This window comes from Alistipes sp. UBA1686 (assembly GCF_002320215.1).
In the GTDB taxonomy this organism is placed as follows: domain Bacteria; phylum Bacteroidota; class Bacteroidia; order Bacteroidales; family Rikenellaceae; genus Alistipes; species Alistipes onderdonkii.
The window spans coordinates 41,330-63,677 of record NZ_DCKA01000019.1 but is presented as its reverse complement, the minus strand read 5'-3'; the positions used below and the strand labels follow the sequence as shown (position 1 = coordinate 63,677).

General features: G+C 51.7%; 21 protein-coding genes, 1 tRNA gene and 1 pseudogene. 13 read left to right on the top strand and 10 right to left on the bottom strand.

Annotation, left to right across the window (positions count from 1 at the left end):
• Positions 1–101: 101 nt before the first annotated feature.
• From B3C38_RS09685 to B3C38_RS09670, 4 genes are all read right to left on the bottom strand, one after another.
• Positions 102–1,274: a hypothetical protein gene (locus B3C38_RS09685; RefSeq protein WP_286726877.1), complete on the bottom strand. Its 1,173-nt coding sequence runs from the start codon at positions 1,272–1,274 to the stop codon at positions 102–104.
• Between the two features lie 23 nt (positions 1,275–1,297).
• On the bottom strand, positions 1,298–2,644 hold the full coding sequence (locus B3C38_RS09680) for an ATP-binding protein (RefSeq protein WP_174760543.1): 1,347 nt from the start codon (positions 2,642–2,644) through the stop codon (positions 1,298–1,300).
• A complete protein-coding gene (locus B3C38_RS09675; protein WP_162508140.1) occupies positions 2,613–2,786 on the bottom strand; it encodes a hypothetical protein in 174 nt (57 codons plus the stop codon). The genes B3C38_RS09680 and B3C38_RS09675 overlap by 32 nt, the downstream gene beginning before the upstream one ends.
• A 709-nt stretch (positions 2,787–3,495) precedes the next feature.
• Positions 3,496–4,638 (bottom strand): site-specific integrase, encoded by a 1,143-nt coding sequence (locus tag B3C38_RS09670; protein WP_117506555.1) that lies wholly within the window; start codon positions 4,636–4,638, stop codon positions 3,496–3,498.
• A gap of 431 nt (positions 4,639–5,069) precedes the next feature.
• On the opposite strand from B3C38_RS09670, the gene B3C38_RS09665 reads away from it, so the two are divergent.
• From B3C38_RS09665 to B3C38_RS09640, 7 genes and pseudogenes are all read left to right on the top strand, one after another.
• Positions 5,070–5,495 (top strand): lipocalin family protein, encoded by a 426-nt coding sequence (locus B3C38_RS09665; RefSeq protein ID WP_117506547.1) that lies wholly within the window; start codon positions 5,070–5,072, stop codon positions 5,493–5,495.
• Between the two features lie 387 nt (positions 5,496–5,882).
• Positions 5,883–6,116, top strand: coding sequence for a hypothetical protein (locus B3C38_RS09660; protein WP_117506546.1), 234 nt, complete (start codon positions 5,883–5,885; stop codon positions 6,114–6,116).
• A 445-nt stretch (positions 6,117–6,561) separates the two neighbouring features.
• A tRNA-Lys gene (locus B3C38_RS09655) sits at positions 6,562–6,634 on the top strand.
• A 156-nt stretch (positions 6,635–6,790) separates the two neighbouring features.
• A complete protein-coding gene (locus tag B3C38_RS09650) occupies positions 6,791–7,222 on the top strand; it encodes an Arm DNA-binding domain-containing protein (RefSeq protein WP_229107522.1) in 432 nt (143 codons plus the stop codon).
• A 9-nt stretch (positions 7,223–7,231) separates the two neighbouring features.
• Positions 7,232–7,309 carry a hypothetical protein gene (locus B3C38_RS12580; protein ID WP_333817108.1) on the top strand — a complete coding sequence of 26 codons (78 nt, stop codon included), beginning with the start codon at positions 7,232–7,234 and terminating at the stop codon, positions 7,307–7,309.
• A 458-nt stretch (positions 7,310–7,767) separates the two neighbouring features.
• Positions 7,768–8,337, top strand: a pseudogene (locus tag B3C38_RS09645) (zeta toxin family protein).
• Positions 8,324–8,482, top strand: coding sequence for a hypothetical protein (locus B3C38_RS09640; RefSeq protein ID WP_022333564.1), 159 nt, complete (start codon positions 8,324–8,326; stop codon positions 8,480–8,482). The pseudogene B3C38_RS09645 and the gene B3C38_RS09640 overlap by 14 nt, the downstream one beginning before the upstream one ends.
• A 261-nt stretch (positions 8,483–8,743) precedes the next feature.
• Here B3C38_RS09640 and B3C38_RS09635 read toward each other — a convergent pair whose 3' ends face one another.
• From B3C38_RS09635 to B3C38_RS09610, 6 genes are all read right to left on the bottom strand, one after another.
• Entirely contained in the window at positions 8,744–9,814 is a 1,071-nt protein-coding gene (locus tag B3C38_RS09635; protein WP_022333563.1) for a saccharopine dehydrogenase family protein, read from the bottom strand.
• Positions 9,811–10,515: a type 1 glutamine amidotransferase domain-containing protein gene (locus B3C38_RS09630; protein WP_022333562.1), complete on the bottom strand. Its 705-nt coding sequence runs from the start codon at positions 10,513–10,515 to the stop codon at positions 9,811–9,813. The genes B3C38_RS09635 and B3C38_RS09630 overlap by 4 nt, the downstream gene beginning before the upstream one ends.
• A 348-nt stretch (positions 10,516–10,863) precedes the next feature.
• The gene (locus B3C38_RS09625) at positions 10,864–11,835 is read right to left on the bottom strand and encodes a DMT family transporter (RefSeq protein WP_195611096.1); all 972 of its coding nucleotides are present in this window, start codon (positions 11,833–11,835) and stop codon (positions 10,864–10,866) included.
• 166 nt (positions 11,836–12,001) lie between these two features.
• Positions 12,002–13,207: a glycoside hydrolase family 76 protein gene (locus tag B3C38_RS09620; RefSeq protein ID WP_055211201.1), complete on the bottom strand. Its 1,206-nt coding sequence runs from the start codon at positions 13,205–13,207 to the stop codon at positions 12,002–12,004.
• A gap of 42 nt (positions 13,208–13,249) precedes the next feature.
• Positions 13,250–14,164, bottom strand: a complete 915-nt coding sequence (locus B3C38_RS09615; protein ID WP_276654741.1) for an endonuclease/exonuclease/phosphatase family protein — start codon at positions 14,162–14,164, stop codon at positions 13,250–13,252.
• Between the two features lie 69 nt (positions 14,165–14,233).
• Positions 14,234–14,809: a DUF3828 domain-containing protein gene (locus B3C38_RS09610; protein WP_286726872.1), complete on the bottom strand. Its 576-nt coding sequence runs from the start codon at positions 14,807–14,809 to the stop codon at positions 14,234–14,236.
• Positions 14,810–15,282: 473 nt separating this feature from the next.
• On the opposite strand from B3C38_RS09610, the gene B3C38_RS09605 reads away from it, so the two are divergent.
• From B3C38_RS09605 to nagB, 6 genes are all read left to right on the top strand, one after another.
• Positions 15,283–16,392 carry an ROK family protein gene (locus B3C38_RS09605; protein ID WP_022333557.1) on the top strand — a complete coding sequence of 370 codons (1,110 nt, stop codon included), beginning with the start codon at positions 15,283–15,285 and terminating at the stop codon, positions 16,390–16,392.
• A gap of 29 nt (positions 16,393–16,421) precedes the next feature.
• Positions 16,422–17,387 carry a type I phosphomannose isomerase catalytic subunit gene (locus tag B3C38_RS09600; RefSeq protein WP_117506537.1) on the top strand — a complete coding sequence of 322 codons (966 nt, stop codon included), beginning with the start codon at positions 16,422–16,424 and terminating at the stop codon, positions 17,385–17,387.
• Between the two features lie 247 nt (positions 17,388–17,634).
• Entirely contained in the window at positions 17,635–18,738 is a 1,104-nt protein-coding gene (locus B3C38_RS09595; RefSeq protein WP_276791262.1) for a phosphotransferase enzyme family protein, read from the top strand.
• Positions 18,739–18,751: 13 nt separating this feature from the next.
• On the top strand, positions 18,752–19,429 hold the full coding sequence (locus tag B3C38_RS09590; protein ID WP_276791258.1) for a carbohydrate-binding family 9-like protein: 678 nt from the start codon (positions 18,752–18,754) through the stop codon (positions 19,427–19,429).
• The gene (locus B3C38_RS09585; RefSeq protein ID WP_286726869.1) at positions 19,426–21,375 is read left to right on the top strand and encodes a 6-phosphogluconolactonase; all 1,950 of its coding nucleotides are present in this window, start codon (positions 19,426–19,428) and stop codon (positions 21,373–21,375) included. Before B3C38_RS09590 ends, B3C38_RS09585 begins: the two co-directional genes overlap by 4 nt.
• A gap of 50 nt (positions 21,376–21,425) precedes the next feature.
• On the top strand, positions 21,426–22,217 hold the full coding sequence (gene nagB, locus B3C38_RS09580; protein WP_022333554.1) for a glucosamine-6-phosphate deaminase: 792 nt from the start codon (positions 21,426–21,428) through the stop codon (positions 22,215–22,217).
• The last annotated feature ends 131 nt before the right edge of the window (positions 22,218–22,348 follow it).

Here is a 22,348-nt window from a genome sequence, read left to right as displayed (position 1 = left end):
AAAACGCTGAAATTCGCACAGTTGCTAAATCGTTACCTCTATTTCTCAAATAATTCGCTAAAAGTTTATTTCTCAATCGGTTTAGTCAAACCGAGAAAAATCTAAAATAAATTGATGAAACTTATATCACTCTTAAATCGACTTTTACAATAACATTCTGTCATATAAACCGGATAGAGATGATTTGCCCATCGAGCATCATTGCCATAACAAACTGGATTGCGTTCATTTATGATGTTCGCAGTAATCATATCGATCTCATCGGATTCCAGTCCATTTTCTGCCTCTTTACCAGTCATAAGCATTTTTTCAATTTTTAAGATGCCAGAATATGGTGTTGCAGTGTATTTACGTTCGCGAATCCTGACGTACCAAATAGCAAAATTCACATTACCCCATTCTTCTCCCGGCTTCCACATAAAAGCAGGTGTCCGATGGAATAACGGCAGTTTTGCAATCTGTCCTGCACTACTCTGGTTCTTATTGTCCTTCATCAAATTGGGATTAAATCGTTTTGACACTCCTACAACATGCCGGTAGTTATTACGAATACGCGCCAATTCTTTATAATCTCCTGTCTTCATCGGTTTATATTGTATCGAGCCATCTTTGATGAGATAGCGATCGTGTGTCAGCAAATGTTTGCTCATCATTTCTGCTACAATCCGCTTCTCGCATTCTATCATCTCATCTTGGATACGAGCGATGCCTTTGTTCTCAAGAGTTTCATTACCTTCAATCTTCGTTAAATAGTAAAGTACCTTCCCAAACTTATTTCCGGAGCCTTTAATAAAAGGTAATTCGTTTAGTTTGTTGCATAGATTATTAAAATACACTCCGTTATCAATGCCTTCATCGTTAGCTGTTATCGGTAAACAGACCACCGGATATGCTTCCTCGAAAACTTTACCGAAACTTCGGAATGTATTATCATCATTCATCTCTCTGCCACAGCAGGAAACGGAAATCTGTCCACTGACAATTGGAAAAACCTTTTTATCGTACTGTATGTCATCCACCTTATAGACCCGGCGCGAACCATCAAGAAAGTATTTGAATAATGGAGGCATAGACATCATCTTTTCAGCCAAGGGGCACATGTCTCTCATATGAGGGTCATGTATACTCTCTGCAAATTCTTTCAGATTGATATATGAGTCTTCTTTCGCCTCGTACTCGATATTCGGGGGCAACATATTGTCATAACAATACTTGAACGACGCAAAGCATTCGCCTTGCGTTTCCTTCGCTATATAATCTAACAGCTTACCCATAACTCAATGCGTTATTGTTAAAATCACAAAAACATCGTCATATATACGGGGATATAGTCAATTCCTTGCTCGCGTTTCAGGTCTTTGGTGTAGATAACATACTTGTTCTGCACGCGGTCGGAGAACTTATCACAGAAAACATCCAACGAGGTATGCGATTTATAGCCGGATGACTTCACTTCAATCGGCGATATTTTATGCTCGTCTGCTATCAAGAAATCTATTTCATAGTATTTCTTTCCATCCGGGGTCGGTATCGTATGATAAAACAACTGCTTGCCGGCAGACCTCAACATCTGGGCTATAACATTCTCATAGACATAGCCTAAATTAGCGCTGAGTTTGTCGTTCAGCAGTTTTTCATAAATAATGTTATCCGTAAAGTCCTTGTCCTTGAAAGCCAGTGTTACAAACATTCCGGTATCGGATGCATATATCTTAAAGCGTTCATTATCCATCGTAAGAGCCAATCCGACATTCGGGTCATTGGAATGATATGCAACATTTGCAGACATGAAATTATTCATCATTTTAACGATGCCTGCAACTCGCTCTGCTCTTTCGCCGGGTATAGCCGATGCTATTTGATACCGCGAAGCATTCTTACTTAATTGTGCAGGTATTGCATCGTACAATGCCGTAGCTCTGCCCGTATTATCCAACTTCCAAAAATCCTCCTCGTACAGCGAAACAATATCCCGCTTTACTAAATCTACTGCTCCAAGATTGTTCGTCTTGATATACTCTGCTACTGCTTTCGGCATACCTCCGACCAACATATACAAGCGGAAATCGCGCATCATTCTACGATGAACGGCATCGCCTAACGGTATTCGTTTTTCAAATGCCGTGCGCAGCAACGGTATCGTGGCGGTATCGCCTAACGCCCATCGAAATTCTTCATAGTCCATCGGAAACATATCGACCCGCGTCTCCTCGCTCGGCAGCAGGATATCCTGACTGCTTTTGTGAACGGTAATGAGTGAGCCGGTTTCGATATAGTCGTATCGACGGTCTTTAACCAAATGTTTGATAGCCTGACGAGCCAAAGGAGCCTTTTGTATCTCATCGAATATGATTACCGACTTGCGTTCAATCAACTGCACCCGATAGATAAGTTGCAGCCGAAGAAATATATAGTTCAAGTCTGATATATCATTAAAAAGCTCCTGCACTTCTGCCGGTGCAATGGCAAAGTCGATGAGAATGTAGGACTCATACTCATTTCGAGCAAACTCTTCTGCAAGTGTGGACTTTCCGATTCGTCTTGCTCCTTGTATGAGAATTGCGGATTCTCCGTTCCGCTCCCTCTTCCATTTGAGCAATCGGTCGTACATCTTACGCTTGAACAATATAGTATCTTTCTCCATAGCCGTTGATATATAGCGCAAATATAGTGCTTTTGTTGGTATCCGCCAAATGTTTTGCGCATATTTTGTCAATTTGCGCTAAATGTTTCGCACCCATTCCGACAATCTCCGCTGTTTTTAACTTTGCAATAGCATATTCCATCAAATCGCCGCGTGTTTAGGATAAAATTATAGTGGCTATTCTTGATCCCCCAATAGCCACCTACGTCATAACAATACATAAATACATTTGAGTTATCGCATAATTCAGTTATCGTCATGCTTGTTTCAGCGTCAGTTGCCAAGCAATTATTTTAAAATATAAAACTCTTATTTACCCTACTATAATTGATTGAGGATGTTCGGTCGTCCCGACTGAAGAGATTTCCCCATTTCCATATTAACCACTCTCCGCCTTATACTGGTCGGATTTGAGATTGGCTAATGTCAACTGACACGCTTGTGATGATTCACATTTATCTTCCATTTGCAAAGTTGATCCAGCTTGCCTGCTGTACAGCCCGACAACAGTCGGGGGAGCCTAATACCCCAACAAACATTCGTTGTCGGGAGTGCTGCCATTCAATCTGCAAGCAGAGGCGGTGTAATTGTCCGATATTAGGCTGTCGGGATCTGGCAGAACAAATGAACAAAGGATATATTCGCAGCCGGAACAACAATCATTCATCATACGACGAAAATTTGAACGAGAAAAGGGAACAGAAAAAAGTTCACAGCGCGATTTTGAACCGACTAATAGCCGGCTATATTTAGGGCTATATATTCAGCTCGCAAAAAAGGTTTATTTTCTTTTTCTCCTATACGCCCCCGTAGTAAAGTAAACCGTTTTCCGAACCGCTCTCGATTCCGAATCAATCGAACAATCCGTTCACCAGATTCACCGCTTCGTCTTTCTTGCGGTTGATGATTTTGGCGTAAACCTGCGTCATCTTCACGTCCGTATGCCCGAGCAATTTCGAAGTCGTGTATAAATCTGCACCGAGAGTCAGCATCATCGTGGCGAACGTATGCCTCGCCGTGTGGAACGAAAACCGCTTGTCGATTCCCGCCGCTTTCGCCCATGGCTTGAGCAGGATGTTGATATGCGTTGTAGAGGGCAGGTCGAACACTGCATCCTCCGCCATCTTCTCGCCCCGCTCGGGCATCCACCGTAACGCTTCGGGCGAAAGCGGGAGGTAAATCGGCTCTTTGGTCTTCTGCATCACGACCTCCAACCGATACTGTCCATTATCCGCATAGACGTTGCCCCATTTCAAGCCGATTATATCGCTTATCCGCAGTCCGCAGAAGCAGGAGAACAGATAAGCCTGTTTTACCGCCTCGTTCTTCATCGGGGTGGCGATCAATGCCCGAAGCTCCTCGATAGTCATATACTCCCTTTTGCTTTCGGGACGGTGTATCTTGTCCGAATTGCCAATTTTCGTAAAGGGATTCAGTTTGATCACGTCGGCACGGACAGCAGCGTTCAATGCTCCGTTCAGCACCCGGTAATAGTTCTGTGCCGTGAATTTCGAGACGGGTTTTCCTTGCGGACGATATTCCGTCAGAAGGTAGTCGATATATCCCTGACAAAAGGTTTTGTCCACCTGCCCCATCGTTACCCGTTCGCCTGCATAGTCTTTCAGTATTTGGATGGCTACCTTGATTTGGTGTCCGTCCTTTTTGCCTCGTTTCTGCTGGTTCTCCATGTAAGTATTCATCCAATCCAGCAATGAAACTGTTTCCTGATTGTCGGCACGCTTGATTCCTGCTTCGCCGTTGGTCAGTTCGATGATGCGCCGAGACTTGATCGTATTGGCCGCCGTCATGGTCGCTGCATTCCGTTTGCGGGCATTATCGTCCGTTTCGGGGATGATGTACATCTTGAGATATTCATACGACCGCTTGCCGTTGCGGTATATGTCGAGATACAAACTTTTGCTGCCGTCGGCCAATTCTTTCATCCGAAGACGGATCGGCTCCTTGACTTTCGCGGGTTTCTTTATTCGGGGCATAATTTCTCTTTTTACTCGTTATTTCTGCCGCAAAGGTAGAAAGAATAATCCGAATAAAGGAACAAATAAGAAACAAAAATACGCCGAAAAAGAACCTAATAACTGCAAAGGATGCTAACAAGTGAAAATGCAATATCCGTTATAATATGCTGATATAACAGTGCTTTATCTTCATTTGATTGGTTCTTGTTTTCATTTCCGAATCTTACTTTATAAATGTAGGAAATTCGGACAAGGTAGAGAACGGCAGACATCTTCTCGCGTCATATCCATTTGTGGATATAGGCGTGGGGCTGTTGCTTATTTATACCTTGGGTTTCCTACGACCTGTTTGACTAAATAAGTTTTCGGCACCACGCTTTCTGTTTCATTAAATCCAAAAATTAATCGTCGCATAGGTGCAAGAGCGACAACCTAAACTTATTGCAACTATGAAAAAGTTGTTTCTTATTGTGGCCGCTATGTTTGTGGCTGTTTCTTTCTCGGCTTGTTCCGATGATAAGGATGAAGCGTCCATTGTCGGAGAATGGCAATTAACCCATTCTGTCGGTTACGTAATTGAGGCAGGAGAACAGTATGATTTCGACAAGACATTTCCCGACGATGGTTACTACACAGGGTACATTTTCAATGAAGATGGCAAGGGAACGTATTATGCAACATATACCAATTCCACCACTCCCGAAGAATCAACCCCTATTACCTACTCTATTTCGGGAAAGACGTTAACAATAACTGCATCGGGCGATACACAGACCTTTGAAATTAAAGAACTATCCTCTGCAAAACTCGTTTTATATGAGAATAATTTAGATGCAGAATATGTTGAAACAAACACCTATAAAAGGGTAAAGTAAAGTATTCGCATAATTAGGGACAGACTTGTGCAGACGGTCTATATTATACCGTTCTGCCCAAGTTTGTCCTTTTTTATATTACTTGCATATTTCATAAATTTTTTGTATATTTACATCATAATCAAACATTTAATAACAATATAAATTTTAGCTAAAATGAAAAGAAAAACACCAAGCATTAATTGAAAAACGGGCACAGAGACTATCGACGATGTTCAAATATCGTATATCTCCAAAGGGGTATCTTATGATAATATTTACGGCGTCTGTCTGTTCGTAGGACGTAGAACTGATGACCCCACACCACGAGAATTTCACTATATCTTTGAACTCGACATCGACCCTGCGAAAGATATGACCATCTGTTTTCAGAAACGAGGTCGTTATATGGCAGGATTCTCCTATCTGCTAAATCCAAAAGCCGTAGAGGAGGGTTGTTTCGCCATTGTATTGCCCAACATGGTAGATATTCCCAAGTCCAATTGTATGCTCAATCTCTTTGAAGCCCATATAAAGAGTGATACGGTCATATTCGACTATACGACAAAGGAGGGCAAACAGAATGTATTCAAATTCCCGCTGACTGGATTCAACGAGAAATATTTAGAGCAGTTTATATAAAAGATAAGAGGACAGACTTTGACAAGGGGTCTATAATTAGACCGTTTGACAATGTTTGTCCTTACTTTTTCAACTAATAACAAAGCAACATACACTCTCTTAAAAGGAGAGAGCAGGGGAAAATTTTCCCGCGCGTTTTTCTCCACGAGTTACGAGGACAGACTTTGCAGTTTTGCAAGGTTTGTCCTTTTTCTTTTTCAAACAGATGTCGGGGTCTATGAACATCTAAAAATCATCACAAATAACTAAAAACGAATCAATTATGACAAACCACAAGGGTAAAACACATTGAACAATGTAGAGCCATGCTCTTAATTAAATGACAATTAACAAATTACAATTCTATGTTATTCACTCGCAGTTGGCAAAAGGCTCTCCATAGGGTACACATTAAAGGGAAAATCAATCGCACTATCATTCGTAACTACCTGATATAACGATTGATGCCTCTTTAGCTCAGTTGGTAGAGCACGACACTCTTAATGTTGGGGTCCAGGGTTCGAGCCCCTGAGGGGGTACAAAGCAAAAGACTGATAATCAATGATTATCAGTCTTTTTGTTTTTGTGTTCCTGCCCTGTCGTCGGGCATTTTCGGGTGGAAAAGAGAGCGTTTTCGGGGAAATGTTTAACACTAAATCAGTCGGTTAAACTTGTTTGCGCAACAATGCAAACAAATGAATATCAGCATTAACGCCGTCTTTCGCAAAGACAGACTGAATAATCAAAACGCCGCGCCCGTTCACCTGCGTTTAACACAAAACCGAAAACTTAAACACATCAGCACGGGTGTAACACTCAACATTAACGAGTGGGATTTTGAAAATCAGCGTGTTAAGGGCCAAACTCCCGAATTGCAGGCGTTACAACTCCGCATTGACACCAAAATCGACGAACTCCGCCGCAAAATCAAACGCTTGGAAGCATTAGAGGTAGAGGTTACTCTCGACAATCTTTTGGAAACCAACGGGCGGAAAATAAACTGCACGGTCGGCGAATATCTGAAACAGACTATCGAACGGCTGGAAACACTCGGCAAATACGGCTCGGCATCCAAACACCGCTCTTTGTTATCCCGTTTGTCGCAATTTCGGTCGCTGAATATCTGATTTGACGAAATAGACCTTGCATATCTTCACGACTTTGAACTGTTCCTGCGTAAAGAGGGCAACACTAACAACAGCATAACAACATAAATTTTAGCTAAAATGAACAGAATACCAAAAACAGAATGACGGCAGAGCAGCGATGAACAGCGCATGATGATTTGAAAAATCGTTGCCGATGATAACTTTTACGGGATGTGCTTGGCTATATCACGCAAACCCGATGAATTTGCGCCCGCGATTTATGTATACATGCCTGACGATACAGATAGAGATATACAACTTTTCAGCGCAAAGGGCAGATAACAGTACAGATGCAATGTACATTGACTGAATCCAACGCAGAGATATTGCTCCTTATGCCGAATATCCTTGAATGGGGACACGATAAGATAAACCTATTCGAATTGCATATAAAAAGCGATACGGTTATTATCAACTATACGACAACAGAGGGGAAGCAAAGAGATTTTAAATTCCCGCTGGCTGGGTTTAAGGAGAAATATTTGGAACAATTTATATAAATTATCTATCTTTGCTCATACGATATGCCGAAACTTTATATCATAGCGGGTTGTAACGGTGCCGGAAAAACGACTGCATCCTACACCGTATTGGTTGCAAAGAGTTCGTCAATGCCGATGAAATTGCAAAAGGGCTGTCGCCGTTCAATCCCGAAAGTGTGGCAATCGAAGCAGGGCGACTGATGTTGCAACGTATGGATGACTTACTTGCCGAGGGCGCGGATTTTGCATTTGAAACGACGTTGGCAACTCCGTTCCTATGTGAAATTTATCGAACGGGCACACGCGAAAGGCTACTTTGTAACCCTACTTTATTTTTGGCTGCCGACTCCTGAACAAGCTATCGAGCGTGTTGCAACACGCGTAAGCGAGGGCGGCCATAATATCCCGTCGGATGTCATTCGCCGTCGTTATGCGAACGGGATTAGGAATCTTGTAACACTTTATACGCCGATTTGTAATTTCTGGACGATATACGACAATAGTTCGGCAGATGCAGAAATTAAAATCATCGCTTCGGGAGCGAAAAACACAACAATCAAAATAGAAGATACGTTATCCTACAAAACAATTGCAGACTATGAGCGAGATTGAAATAAAACAAATGCAGGAGAAAATCAATGCAGGGATTTTACTTGCCCGAAAGCGTCTGATTGAGAAAACAAAAAAAGAGGACGGCGAATTGGTGGTTGTGCGAGATGGAAAGGTCGTACGCATCAAAGCCAAAGACCTTAAATAATTCTGTCTAATTGAGAAATATATCCTCGGCCATACGGTCGGGGATTTTTTATATAGAAATCAAAGCTACTGAAAATTGCCGAAAACAGACGAACGGCGAGAGGGTGATTAATCTTTAAATCAGTCGGTTACGGACAAAAACTTCGTTTTTGTCCGCGAAGTAGACACAACACTCTCAATGTTGGGATTCAGGGTTCGAGCCCCTGAGGGGGGGGGCAGAAAAGCAGTTGAAAGATACTGCAACAAACAGAAAAAACCTTGGCTAAATCTTTCTTAATCTTTGATTGAGCACATGCACTTCTATGCCCGGTATCGATTCGATAAACCGGCTTCCCAACAACATGGAGGGCGTGTAATATCCGCCCGGGCCGGTATAATCCAGACAATATTGCGCGATCCGGATACCGACCGTGGCGGTCAGAGCGTAGACATTGGGGGTGGACATCGTCATTTCCAGCTTTTCGCCGTCCGGAGCCTCGGCCTCGCCCCAGAATTGTCCCCGCCCGGCCTCCAGCGCTTTGGCGTCAGGCCCTTTTTTCATCAGCCAGCCAGCCAGACGCTTCGTGATCTTCTGCCCGAACTGGGTATTCAGAATCCCTTTGACCGGGTTGGTCAATCGTATCATATAGATGCTCATTCTCGGCATAGCCATATAGACTGCGCCATCGGGAACTCCGGTAGATATTCCGGAGGTGAAAACATCCCCCCAGGGGATCGTCATTGCCCACTGGGGCTTATTCTGAAACGGGATTTTCCGCATCTGAAAGGCATTCGAAACGACTTTCAGCATACCGCCCTCGCGGATCAACCCGCCTTTGCCGAAACTCTCGATCATGGTGTTGACCGTGCCGATACTTGGATTGGTGCCGAACGAGAGAGCCAGATCGATGCGCGTGGCGACGGGCAGTTTCTCCTTAAGCATCGCCGCCAGACAGTCGGTTGGCACGATGTCGGTTCCGGCACCTGGCAAAATGAGGACGTTTTGCTGCCGCGCCTCTTCATCCAGCGCATGGCATTTCCGGAAGATGTCGATCTCGCCCGTAATGTCGAGGTAGTGGATCTGTTGCGCAAGACATGCTCGCGCCAGCGGCTCCGCCGTGGCGGAAAACGGCCCCGCACAGTTGAGTAGTACGCTTATATCCTGTAAATTGCTTCCGGTATTCCGTACACCGAAAGCCCGGCATTCGAGGCTCAGTTCCGTAGCGATAGGTTTCAGCTTTTCGGCATCTCGCCCGGCGATAATAGGGCGGAGCCTCTGTGCCACAGCCTCGCGCACCATCAGCTCTCCGGCATAGCCGTAGGCCCCGTAGATCATCAACTGGTTATTTTTCATCGGATCTCCCTTTTAGTCAGGTGATTCAATACGACTTTCGCCATTTCCTTGGAGCTGAGCGGATTCTGGCCAGTGATCAGGGTTCCGTCGACAACGACTTTCGAAGTCATCGGAATCCATGCTTTCCGGTAATCGGCACCCCGTTCTTTCAGCACCGCTTCGAGGTCGAAAGGAACAACCTTTTTGCGCCGGGCAAGGGTTTCCTCGAACCAGCTGAATCCGGTGATCTTTTTACCGGCTACCAGCAACTGCCCGTCAGACAGCCCAACGTTCAGCAATCCGCATACGCCGTGACAAATCGCCGACACGATTTTGCCGCTTTCAAAATGCGTTTTGAGAATTGCCTGCAGGACGGCATTGTCCGGGAAATCGTACATGCTACCATGTCCTCCAGCCAGATAAACACAGTCGAACCGTCGCCCCGCAACTTCATCGAGACTTTGGGCATGATGCAACAGCTCCCGAAATTCGGGGTCGTTCCAATATGCTTTGGACATCTTATCGAGGGTGAACGGCTTCAAACTCTCGGGATCGACCGGTATCTCACCGCCTTTCGGACTCGCGATCGTTATCTTGCAGCCCAGCCCTTTCGCTCGGTGATAGATGTGTGTCAGTTCGCTGAGCCATAATCCGGTGGGTAGAATTGCATTGGCATAGGCTCCGATTCCGGTCGCTACGATCAAAATTTTCGGCATAATCATGACGGTGTTTTTTTGATAGGTAATGCTGCAAAAATTACTCCGTATTGCTATTCGATCTTCTTCCAAATCACCGACCGTTTCGCCCACGCCGAAGAGCCTTTTATGGACATATCCGTAGAATTAAAGAATAGGCCTTCGGCCCAACATATTCCGCTGCCGTTTCACTTGGCGTATCTCGCGGAGCATTTCGTGAACCATTCGCCGGATTTCGATTATCACTGCACTGTTCTCGCTTTCGTTCATAACCGTCAGGATTACTGACTGCAAAGGTCGGATCGGTCTTTTGCTTCGCAGGATAGATACCGGCACGCATTTTAGGGTATGCGTGGCCCCAAAAGGCAATTCCGGTTATTCCCTGCCCTTGCGGTCAGGGCTGTCGGAACCTTTGCGGCCTGCCTTTTTCAGGGGAAGCCGCGGGAAAAGTTTTCTGAACCGCACTACGTAAGCCGCAACCCGGTTCCCCGCGACGATCAGGCTCACGGCGATGATAATCAACAGGATGCCGCAGCATATCCGCAGCGTGAGGGTCTCCCCGAAGATCATCACCCCGAAGAAGACGGCCGTGACGGGCTCCAGGGCGCCGAGGATTGCCGTCGGCGTCGAACCGATGTACTGGATGGCGCTGGTAGTACACAAAAACGAGATCGCCGTCGGGAAAACAGCCAGTGCGAGCAAGTTCCCCCACAGGTACCATTTATCGGGCACATGGACTGCCATGCCGAAGTCCAGCCGGACAACGTAAAGCAGCAACCCGAAAAGCAGGACGTAGAACGTCACCTTTAGCGTCGCAACGGATTTCAGCACCGGGCGGTTCACGCCGACGATATAAATTGCGTAGGACAAAGCCGAAACCATCACCAGAACCGTTCCCGTGATATTGAGCGTCGAACCATCGCTGCCTTTGAACAACAGCCCGATACCGGCCAATGCCAGCAAGATGCACAGCGCTGTCTGCGGAGAGAGTTTTTCCCGGAAGCCGAAAGCCATGATCAACGCCACGAAAATAGGATATACGAACAGTAGCGTCGAGGCGATACCGGCATCCATATAATTGTAGCTCAAGAACAAGGACAGCGACGAGAGGGCAACCAGCAAACCCAGGAGCACCAGCGGCACGATCTCACGGCGGTGCAGCTTGAAATCCCGGCCGCGCGCCTTGAGCATGGTACCCAACAACGGGATGGCAAAAAGGTACCGGAAGAACAATACCGAATCGGGATCCATCCCCGCCTTGTAGAGCGGAAGGGCAAAGAGCGGATTCATGCCGTACGTGGCGGCGGCAACAGCTCCCAGAAGGTAACCTTTGGCTTTTGTATTCATACGGTCGGATTTTGCGGCAAAAATAGCATTTATTTCGGCTGCAAATGCAGACCGGACAAAATTATCACGCAATCGTTAACCGGTAGCGCACACGTCCCGCACCGACACATCCCCTCCTACGGGTGAAGCTCCTGAATATTGCCGACCCTTCGATGCGAAACGATCCCTACCGGGGCAAGGCAGCCGGTACGACTTCCCTGCGGATCAAAGCCGCACGGACGAAATATTCGGGGATGCAGGCCTCGTCCAGCAGCCACTTGGGCGTGGCCGATTCGTCTTTCTTCCCCGACCAGTCGTTGTAAAACAACCCGGCGGCATCCCGTGCGTTCCGGCGCGCCCAATCCATCCAGCGGATGAATATATCCACGTATTTCGGATCGCCGTCGAGGTCGTAAAGCGCCTGGTAGCCCCGCAACAACACCAGATAGAACCACGGCAAATCACGGTTCGCGGCCGCGCCGTCCGGCGTCTCCGGCAAATAGAATTTCCGGGCTCCTTCGGCCAGCCGGCGGGCATTGTCCAGATAAACACGATCGCCGGTATACCCATACAACGCGACGGCACCCTGCAGCAGCAACCCCGTATTATAGGAATAGACCGCCTTGTCCAGACGCGCTTCGGGCTGCGTGAGCCAGGAGTTCCAGACTATATCCAGTTCCGGATCGTGCAGGTAGGCATCCATCCAGTCGTAGAAACGGCGCCCGGCAGTCAGGTAATAGGGGTCTCCCGTCGCCCCGTACAGGTTGAGTGCCAGCAGCATCGCCTTACCGTTGGCGCACCCCGGCTTCTGGTTCTCCACCCCTTCGAGCCACGATACGGCACCGTCGTGGTCGGGGCGCCAGCCGCTCAGGATGAAGGTCATCACCTGCTTGGCTTTTTCCAGGTGGGCGGGATTGCGGGTCACGCCGTAGGCCGCGACGTAGGCCAGGCCGACCAGCCCGTTGTCGTCGTAATAACGGTCGACCTTGCCCATCCTGACGGGATAAGCCTGATACCCGGCGGGCATCCGCCCGTCGTCGTAATACTGCTCGACAGCCATCACCATCGAATCGACATAGCAGCCGTATTTCACCGGATCGACTTCGGCCAGCGCAACCGCCGAGGTGAACACCCCGTCCATGGGCCACAGGAAGGAAACCTCCTGCGTGCTTTTCGCCCCGTCGTCGAAATAGTTTACATCGGGACGGTAGCTATTGGGGTAATATTCCGAAAACAGGCCGTATTCCGGCACCCGGTACATGTTCCACACCTTGCGGAACATCTCTTCGGCAAACGCATAATGCTCCCCCGGTACGGGAGCCACAGCCTCCTGGCGGCATCCAGACAGGCAACACGCAGCACCGAAGAATGCGGCAAAAAATACCTTTTTCATCTTATCGTTACATTTGAATCAGTCCCTGCCGGAACAACCTCCTCAGAATTCGAGCCGCACGACGACCGGGAAATGATCCGACGGCGTCCGCGCCTCATAGCTGTGCAACGACACCTCCTTGGGGAATGCTCCGGACTTGATCTCCTCGTCGCTGCGGGTGGTCTGCGAACGGTAGGTGTCCGTCAACACCCCGTAATCGTGCACACGCACCGAAGGCGACACGAAAATATGGTCGATACGGCTGTCGGTTTTCAGCGTGGGGTTGAAATTGTTGAACGTCCCGTTCGGGGCATAGCGTCTGGCCGCGGTTTCATACGAATCGGCCAATACCCCCGAGGCGGTGAAGGTCGTATAGATGGGGTTGTTCTGGTCGACGTTGAAATCGCCCGTGAGGATCACGAACTCCCTGGGGCCGCACATTTCGCGGATCTTCGCGACGACCAGTTTGGCGCTCTCCTCGCGCGCCCGGACACCGACGTGATCCATATGCAGGTTGAAGAACCAGAACCGGCGCCTGGTCTGCCTGTCCAGGAAATGCCCCCATGTACAGATGCGGGGCAGCGCGGCATCCCACCCCTTGTTGGGACGGCCGGTAACTTCCGAGAGCCAGAAATGGCCTTCGTCCAGCAACCGGAAACGCTCCTTTTTATAGAATATGGGGGAATATTCGCCTTTGGCCTTGCCGTCGTCGCGCCCCACGCCGATATAGGCATAGTCGGGAAGCTGCGCCAGCATATCGTGCAACTGCCCGTCGAGCACCTCCTGGCTGCCGAAAATATCGAACCCCTGGAATTCGATCAGCCCGCATACCCAGGGGCAGCGGCGTTCCCAACCGTTGCCTCGTTCGGCGTCGCCTTTATTGGCGTTACGGATATTGTAGGTGGCTACGGTCAGTTCCTGCGCAACGGCAGGGAGCAGCAGCACGGCGAACAGGGCGAGGGTCAGCAATCTTTTCATAGTAATGTTTTCGGGTTAACGGAATAATTATTTCGGGATACAAAGATATAAAAACGGGACTGGAATTCCTCAGTCCGGATCGCGGGTATAGCGATCCGGCAGGGAGAGGATGCCGTCGATCCGGTATCCGTCCTCCCCGTGCCTGAGCAGCAATTCGGCTTTCCGGTATTTCCGGTTGAAATTATCCCACAGCAAGATCCGGTAAACATCCGTCCGAACGGAATCCTTTTCGATACGGAGATTTTCCAGCACACTTTCATCGCAGTCCTGCGCCTCCAGGAACGGATCGTAATCCAGCTCCATTTCCGCATACATCCGCTGCAACCGGCCGAACAACCGCGGGGTCAGGTATCGCCGCAGGATCGCCAGGCCTTCTTCATTATCACCATTCCGCAACCACGCGGCTATGTATTCCGCGTAAAACCGCCGCAGCATCCCCAGGGCGGAATCCGGCATGTTTTCCCCCGCATGCACGCCGTGCACCTTGTCCGCGGAATATCCCGTCCGGACAGCATTGCCGGCCCGTATCATCCCCGCAGGGCAAGGCGGACGGACGGATTCCCGGCTGCTGCTCCTGGCGCTTATTTTCGCGCCGACAGCCAACAGAGCCACCGTGGCTAAGAACATCATTATCTTGATTTTCATAATATTACGATTTAATTCCGGAATACGGCGCCCGGTGCCGCGCGGCTACCCCACATCGAATTCCCTGTGGCCGGGCACTACCGTGCGTAAAGGTAATAAAAACACCCGGAAAACAGCAAGGTTGACAGCCGGAAAAACAGCCGGCAGGCACAAAGGCCCGGATATTCGCGCCCGCAACACAAAAAATCGCACCAGACATGCATACTTTCAGGCCGCAGGCCGCATCGTTCGGTTATTTTTACTATCTTTGCTGGGCTAAATACCGGTACCGAATGCAACCAGTGAACCGAACCTCCGACCCCCAGGGGCAGCCAGTCAGCACGAACCTGTCTGCAACCGGATTCCGGGAGCCGGGGTTCTGCAACCAGGTGCAACTGCAGGATTGGGGAAGGGCTCGCACCGCATGAACCGCACGCACCGCATGGCCGATTCCTGCGCAGAAAAATGCTGAAACCAACAAATAAATAGCAACCATGTACAGATACGACAACCGGGTGGTCATCACTCTCGATGCCGGAGGTACGAACCTCGTGTTCGGAGCCATGCAGGCCAACAAATTCATCGTCGAACCCATCACCATGCCGTCGAATGCGGACGACCTCGACAAATGCCTGGCAACGATGGTCGAAGGCTTCCAGGCCGTGATCGACAAACTGGAGGCCAAACCCGTCGCCATCAGCTTCGCATTCCCGGGCCCGGCCGATTATCCCAACGGCATCATCGGCGGTTACCTGCCCAATTTCCCCTCGTTCCGCGAAGGCGTGGCGCTGGGGCCCTTCCTCGAATACAAATTCGGCATTCCGGTATTCATCAACAACGACGGCGACCTGTTCGCCTATGGCGAAGCACTGGGCGGCGCCCTGCCCGAGGTAAACGCCAAGCTCGAAGCCCTGGGCTGCCCGAAACGCTACAAAAACCTGGTGGGCTACACCTTCGGCACGGGCTTCGGCATCGGTGTGGTGGTCAACAATCAACTCAACCGCGGCGACAACTCGTGTGTCGAGACCTTCTGCCTCAAACACAAGAAGATGCCCGACATCATCGTCGAGGACGGCGTGGCGGTACGCGCCATCAAGCGGGTCTACGGCGAGGTCTCGGGCGACGTTAAACACGCGTTCGAGCCGAAGGACATCTGCGAGATCGCCGACGGCAAGCGTCCCGGCGATGTCGAAGCAGCCAAACAGGCCTTCGCCGAGTTGGGCGAGATCGCCGGCGACGCCATGGCAACGGCCGTAACGTTGGTGGACGGGCTCATCGTCATCGGCGGCGGCATCACCGCAGCCCGCAAGTACATCATGCCCAGTCTGCTGAAAGAACTGCGCGGCAAGATGCACACCATCACGGGCGAGGAGTTGAACCGCGTGCAGATGAAGGTCTACGACCTGGACAACGAGGAAGAATTCAAGGAGTTCGCCAAGGGCGACCAGCGTGCGCTGAAGGTTTACGGCACGGATCGTTACGTGGCATACGACCCCCAGAAACGCATCGGCGTCATGATCTCGAAACTCGGCGCGAGCAACGCCATCTCGGTGGGTGCCTACGCATTCGCCCTGAGCCAGCTCGACGCACAGAAACAACAATAATTCTTTACAGCATCAGGGAATAAAAAATTATGTATAAGTTCCAACCCATTCTCAAATCGACAATCTGGGGCGGCGAAAAGATCGTCCCCTACAAGCACATCGCCTCCGACCAGAAGCAGGTCGGCGAAAGCTGGGAACTTTCGGGCGTCAAGGGTAACGAATCGGTCGTAGCGGGAGGCCCCGAGGCGGGCACCACCCTGCCCGGGCTGATCGCACGCCACGGCGCGGCATTGCTCGGCAAGGCCAATGCAGCACGCTTCGGGCAGGAGTTCCCGCTGCTGATCAAGTTCATCGACGCACGGCAGGATCTCTCGATCCAGGTGCACCCGAACGACGCACTGGCATGGGAGCGCCACAAATCGAAAGGCAAGACCGAGATGTGGTACGTCGTGGACGCCGACAAAGGCGCACGCCTGCGCTCGGGATTCGCCAAGCAGGTGACGCCTGCCCAGTACGAAGCCAGCGTCGCGGACAACACCATCACCGACCTGCTCGCCGAATATGAAATACACCCCGGCGACCTCTTTTTCCTGCCGGCCGGACGCGTTCACAGCATCGGAGCCGGGGCGTTTATCGCCGAGATACAGCAGACCTCGGACATCACCTACCGCATCTACGATTTCAACCGCAAGGATGCCGACGGCAACACCCGCGAGCTGCACACCGAACTGGCGAAGGGCGCCATCGACTACACCGTACTGCCCGATTACCGGACGCATTACCAGAAGGCGCAGGATCGCGAAGTGGAACTGGTGTCGTGCCCCTATTTCACCACCTCGCTCTACGACCTGACCGAAGCGCAGACCATCGACTATTCGGCATTGGATTCGTTCGTCGTCGTGATCTGCGTCGAAGGCAAGGGAACACTCTGCGACGACTCGGGCAACGAAATGCCGATCCACCAGGGAGAGACCGTGCTGCTCCCCGCCACGGTAAAATCGCTCCGCGTGATTCCAGGGGGAAACCTGAAAATGCTGACCAGCTACATCAAATAAACAGGCAACACCCGTCGTCGAAAAATCCCCGGCAGCCGATAATTGCCGGGGATTTTATTTTCGGTCAAGCGGCATAGTTGTAAATTCAATGAGTAACAAAACATCCGATCGTAAAAATACTTACCAAAAACCTCATCAAAAGAAAAAAGTTTTATTTTTACGCGATTCCGTTGCAGGACTGCGTTCTTTTTAGTACCTTTGGGGTGTGCAACCGTAATAGCGCGGAAACAGCAGAAAATCGTACGCCATGAAGGAGAATTTAAGAGAGATCGCATCGCATTTCGCCTTGGAAGGCCCCGTCACGGCCATCGACTCACTGGGCGAAGGATTCATCAACGACACATTCATCGTCCGCACCGAAGCAGATGCCCCCGACTACATCCTCCAACGCAAGAACAAGGCCGTTTTCCCCGACGTGCCGGCCATGATGGACAACATCCGCCGGGTCACGGAACACATCCGCCGCGGCGTCATTGCGGCCGGAGGCGACCCGCGGCGCGAGGTGATGACCGTCGTCCCGGCAAAGGACGGGCACCTGTACCACGTCGACGCGGAAGGCGAATACTGGGCCGCGACGGTCTTCATCGACGACACGATAGCTTACAACAAGGCCGACTCCCCGGAGCTGGCCCGCAAGGGCGGCGAAGGCATCGGGAAATTCCAGTCCCAGCTGGACGATTTCACCGAACCGCTGGCGGAGACGATCAAAGGGTTCCATAACATCCGCCACCGTTTCGGACAATGGGACGCCGCCCTGGCCCGCGATGCCGCAGGGCGCAGAATACACCTCGCGGAGGAGATCGGCTGGATCGAGTCGCGGCGCGCCGAGATGCTCTCTTTCTGGTCGAAGGTCGAGGACGGTACGATCCCTACGCGCGTGACGCACAACGACACGAAGATCAACAACATCCTGTTCGACAAACAGGGCGAGGTGCTCTGCGCCATCGACCTCGACACGGTGATGGCCTCCACGTCGCTCAACGATTTCGGCGACGCGATCCGCTCTTACGCCAACACGGGCGACGAGGACGACCGCGACCTGTCGCGCGTCGGCATTTCGCCCGAAATGTTCAGCGCCTACACCGACGGATACCTCTCGCAACGTGCGGCGCAGCTCACCGAAACGGAAATCGGCCACCTGGCTTTCTCGGCACGGTATATCACGTTCGAACAGGTATTGCGCTTCCTGATGGACTACATCGACGGCGACACCTATTACAAGATAAAATACCCCGACCACAACCTCGTACGCACCCACGCCCAATACCGCCTGCTGCAAAGCATGGAGGAACACTACGGCCAAATGTGCCGCATCGTGGCCGGGATCGCGGAGCACTACCGCAACGCATAAACCTGCAAAGACGATGCAGCAAGAGAAGAAGGGGGAAAGGATCATGGAGATACGGAAAATAACAGGCATCGTCCCGGCCGACAAACGGGCCGTCGAGACCGCTTTCGGCAGCATCGAACCGCAGCCGGTAGCTTGCTGCAACTGGCCGGAGCAATATCCCTACGCACCCGAGGTTTCGTTCCGCATGTTCCACACGGGCGCCTATCTGATGCTGCGCTTCGACGTCAGGGAACAATGGACGATGGCCCGCGTCACGGAGGATAACGGGGAAGTTTGGACTGATTCGTGCGTGGAGTTCTTCATCGCCCCCGACGACAGCGGCTACTACTACAATTTCGAATGCACCTGCATCGGGCGTCTGCTCGCGGGGTTCCGCAGAGAGCGCGAACACGCCACGCATGCCACGCCCCGGGTCATGGAAAGCATCCTGCGCAACCCGAGCCTCGGGCCGCGCCCCTTCCCCGAACACGAGGGCGACAACCGCTGGTCGGTAGTGCTGGCCATCCCGCCGCAGGCGTTGTTCATGCACTCGCTGACGGACTGGAGCGGACTGAAGGCGAAGGTGAACCTCTACAAATGCGGGGACAAACTCTCGCAGCCCCATTTCCTGTCGTGGAAGCCGATCGCGGCTCCGAAGCCCGACTTCCACCTGCCGGAATTTTTCGAACAAATTAAATTTTCAAAGATATGAACAACAAATATTCACTTCCCAAAGACGGGGGCCTGATCGAAGTATCGGCTCCGCGCGACATCATCCACCGTTACGAAAAGATCCACACGACGGTTTATGAAAACGAGTACCTGGGCGTGCAATACGTCGCCGACACCATCGTGAAGGCAATCCGCACGTATAACGAAATCCACTGCTCGAACGAGGTTTACGAGGAGTCGCAGCCGTTCGTGCTGGGGCTCACGACCGGGCGCACCCCGCTCGGGCTGTACCGCGAACTGGTCAAACGCCACGAGGAGGGGATCGTCAGCTTCCGCAACGTGGCGGTATTCAGCCTCGACGAGTTCTACCCGATCCGCTCGACCGAACAGCAGAGCCGCAATTTCCGCATCCACGAGGATTTCCTCAACCATATCGACATCCTGCCCGAAAATATCCACATCCCCGACGGCACGGTACCCGAAGCCAGGATTTCCGAATACTGCGCATCGTACGACCACTCGGTGCGCAAGATCGACCTGATGATCATCGGCGTCGGCGAGGACGGGCAGATCGGCTTCAACGAACCGGGATCGTATGCCAAATCGCGCACGCGGCTGGTTCAGCTGACCCACAACACGCGCAAAATCCAGTCCGGGGCGTTCTTCGGCCTGGAAAACACGCCGAAGATGGCCATCACGATGGGTATCGACACGATCATGCGCGCCGAGAAGATCATCCTGATGGCGTGGGGCGAGGAGAAAGCCAAGATCGTCCAGAAGGTCGTCGAAGGCGAAGTCACCAGCCAGGTGCCTGCCTCGAACCTGCAGATGCACCCCAATATCGAGGTGGTGATCGACGAAAATGCCGCGCAGATGCTTACGCGCGAGCAGACACCGTGGCTGGTAGGCCCCTGCAAATGGACGCCCAAGTTCACCCGCAAGGCCGTAGTATGGCTGTGCGGCGTGGTACAGAAGCCGATCCTGAAACTCACCTACAAGGATTATATCGAAAACTCGCTGGGCGAGCTGCTCGAACAGGGACGCGCCTACGACCAGATCAACATCGACGTGTTCAACGACCTGCAGCACACCATCACGGGCTGGCCGGGCGGCAAGCCCAACGCCGACGATTCGACACGCCCCGTACCGTCGGAACCGTTCCCCAAGCGCGTGGTGGTATTCTCGCCCCACCCCGACGACGACGTCATCTCGATGGGCGGTACCTTTATCCGCCTCGTGCAGCAGGGACACGACGTACACGTAGCCTACGAAACTTCGGGCAACGTGGCCGTACACGACGACGTCGTGCTGCAGAACATCGACACGGCCCGCGAACTGGGCTTCGGAGACCACTACGCCGAGGTCGAGAAGATCATCGCCGGCAAGAAGAAGGGCGAGCCCGAACCGCGTCCGCTGCTCGACCTCAAGGGTGCCATCCGCCGCGCCGAGGCACGCGCCGCCGTCCGCTCGTTCGGCCTGAACCCCGACACGAACGCCCACTTCCTCAACCTGCCGTTCTACGAAACGGGCGGTATCAAGAAGGGACAGCTTACGGAGAAGGACATCGACATCATCGTCAAGCTGCTGCGCGAGGTGAAACCCCACCAGATTTATGCCGCAGGCGACCTGGCCGACCCGCACGGGACACACCGCACGGCCATGGAGGCCGTACTCGGCGCCCTGGACGTAGTCAGGGAGGACGAATGGCTCAAGGAATGCCACCTGTGGCTCTACCGCGGTGCATGGATGGAGTGGGATCTGGGCATGGTCGACATGGCGGTGCCGCTGTCGCCCGACGAGCTGATCATGAAGCGCCACGCCATCTACCGCCACCTCTCGCAGAAGGACATCATGCCCTTCCCGGGCAGCGACCCGCGCGAGTTCTGGCAGCGCGCCGAAGAGCGTACGCAGAACACGGCGCAGCTTTACGACAAGCTCGGCATGGCCGAATACCAGGCGATCGAGGTGTTCGTCAAGATGTTCTGACGCCCGTCCGAATGAAGAATGAACAGACAAACCGATAAACCGAAAAATATATGCGACTCATTATCGAAGACACACAGGAAAATGCCGGCCGTTGGGCGGCGCATTACATCGTCGGGCAGATCAACAAGAAGCAGGCTGCCGGAGGCACGTTCGTGCTGGGCCTGCCGACGGGTTCGACCCCGCTGACGACGTACAAGGAGCTGATCGCCCTGAACAAAGCCGGGAAGGTATCGTTCAAGGATGTCGTCACGTTCAACATGGACGAATACGTCGGGCTCCCGGAAGAGCATCCCGAAAGCTACCATTCGTTCATGTGGAACACCTTTTTCAACCACGTGGACATCACCCCGGCCAATGTCAACATCCTCAACGGCAACGCCCCCGACCTGCAGAAGGAATGCGACGAATACGAGGAGAAAATCCGCCGCGCAGGGGGCATCGACCTCTTCCTGGGCGGTGTCGGCGAAGACGGGCACCTGGCCTTCAACGAACCGTTCTCGTCGCTCAACTCGCGCACCCGCGTCAAGACGCTGACCTACGACACACTGGTCGTAAACTCGCGTTTCTTCGACAACGACGTGAACAAGGTACCCAAGCAAGCCTTGTCGGTGGGCGTAGCCACCGTGCTCGATGCTAAGCAGGTGCTGATCCTCGCCCTCGGGCATAAGAAAGCCCGCGCCTTGCAACAGTGTGTGGAAGGCCCTTACTCGCACGTCTGCACGATCTCGGCCATGCAGGTACACCCCCACGGGATCGTCGTATGCGACGAACCCGCGACCGCGGAACTGAAGGTCGGCACCTACCGTTATTTCAAGGATATCGAGAAGGACAACCTGATCTGAATCCGGACTGGCTCTAAATAAAGAATCCCCGCAGGCATCGGCCTGCGGGGATTCTTTTCGGCACAGAAGGCGGTTCCGGCCTGCTGCCGTTATTGCGCAGGATGCCCCCGGCACTCCCCCCGGACAGCAAG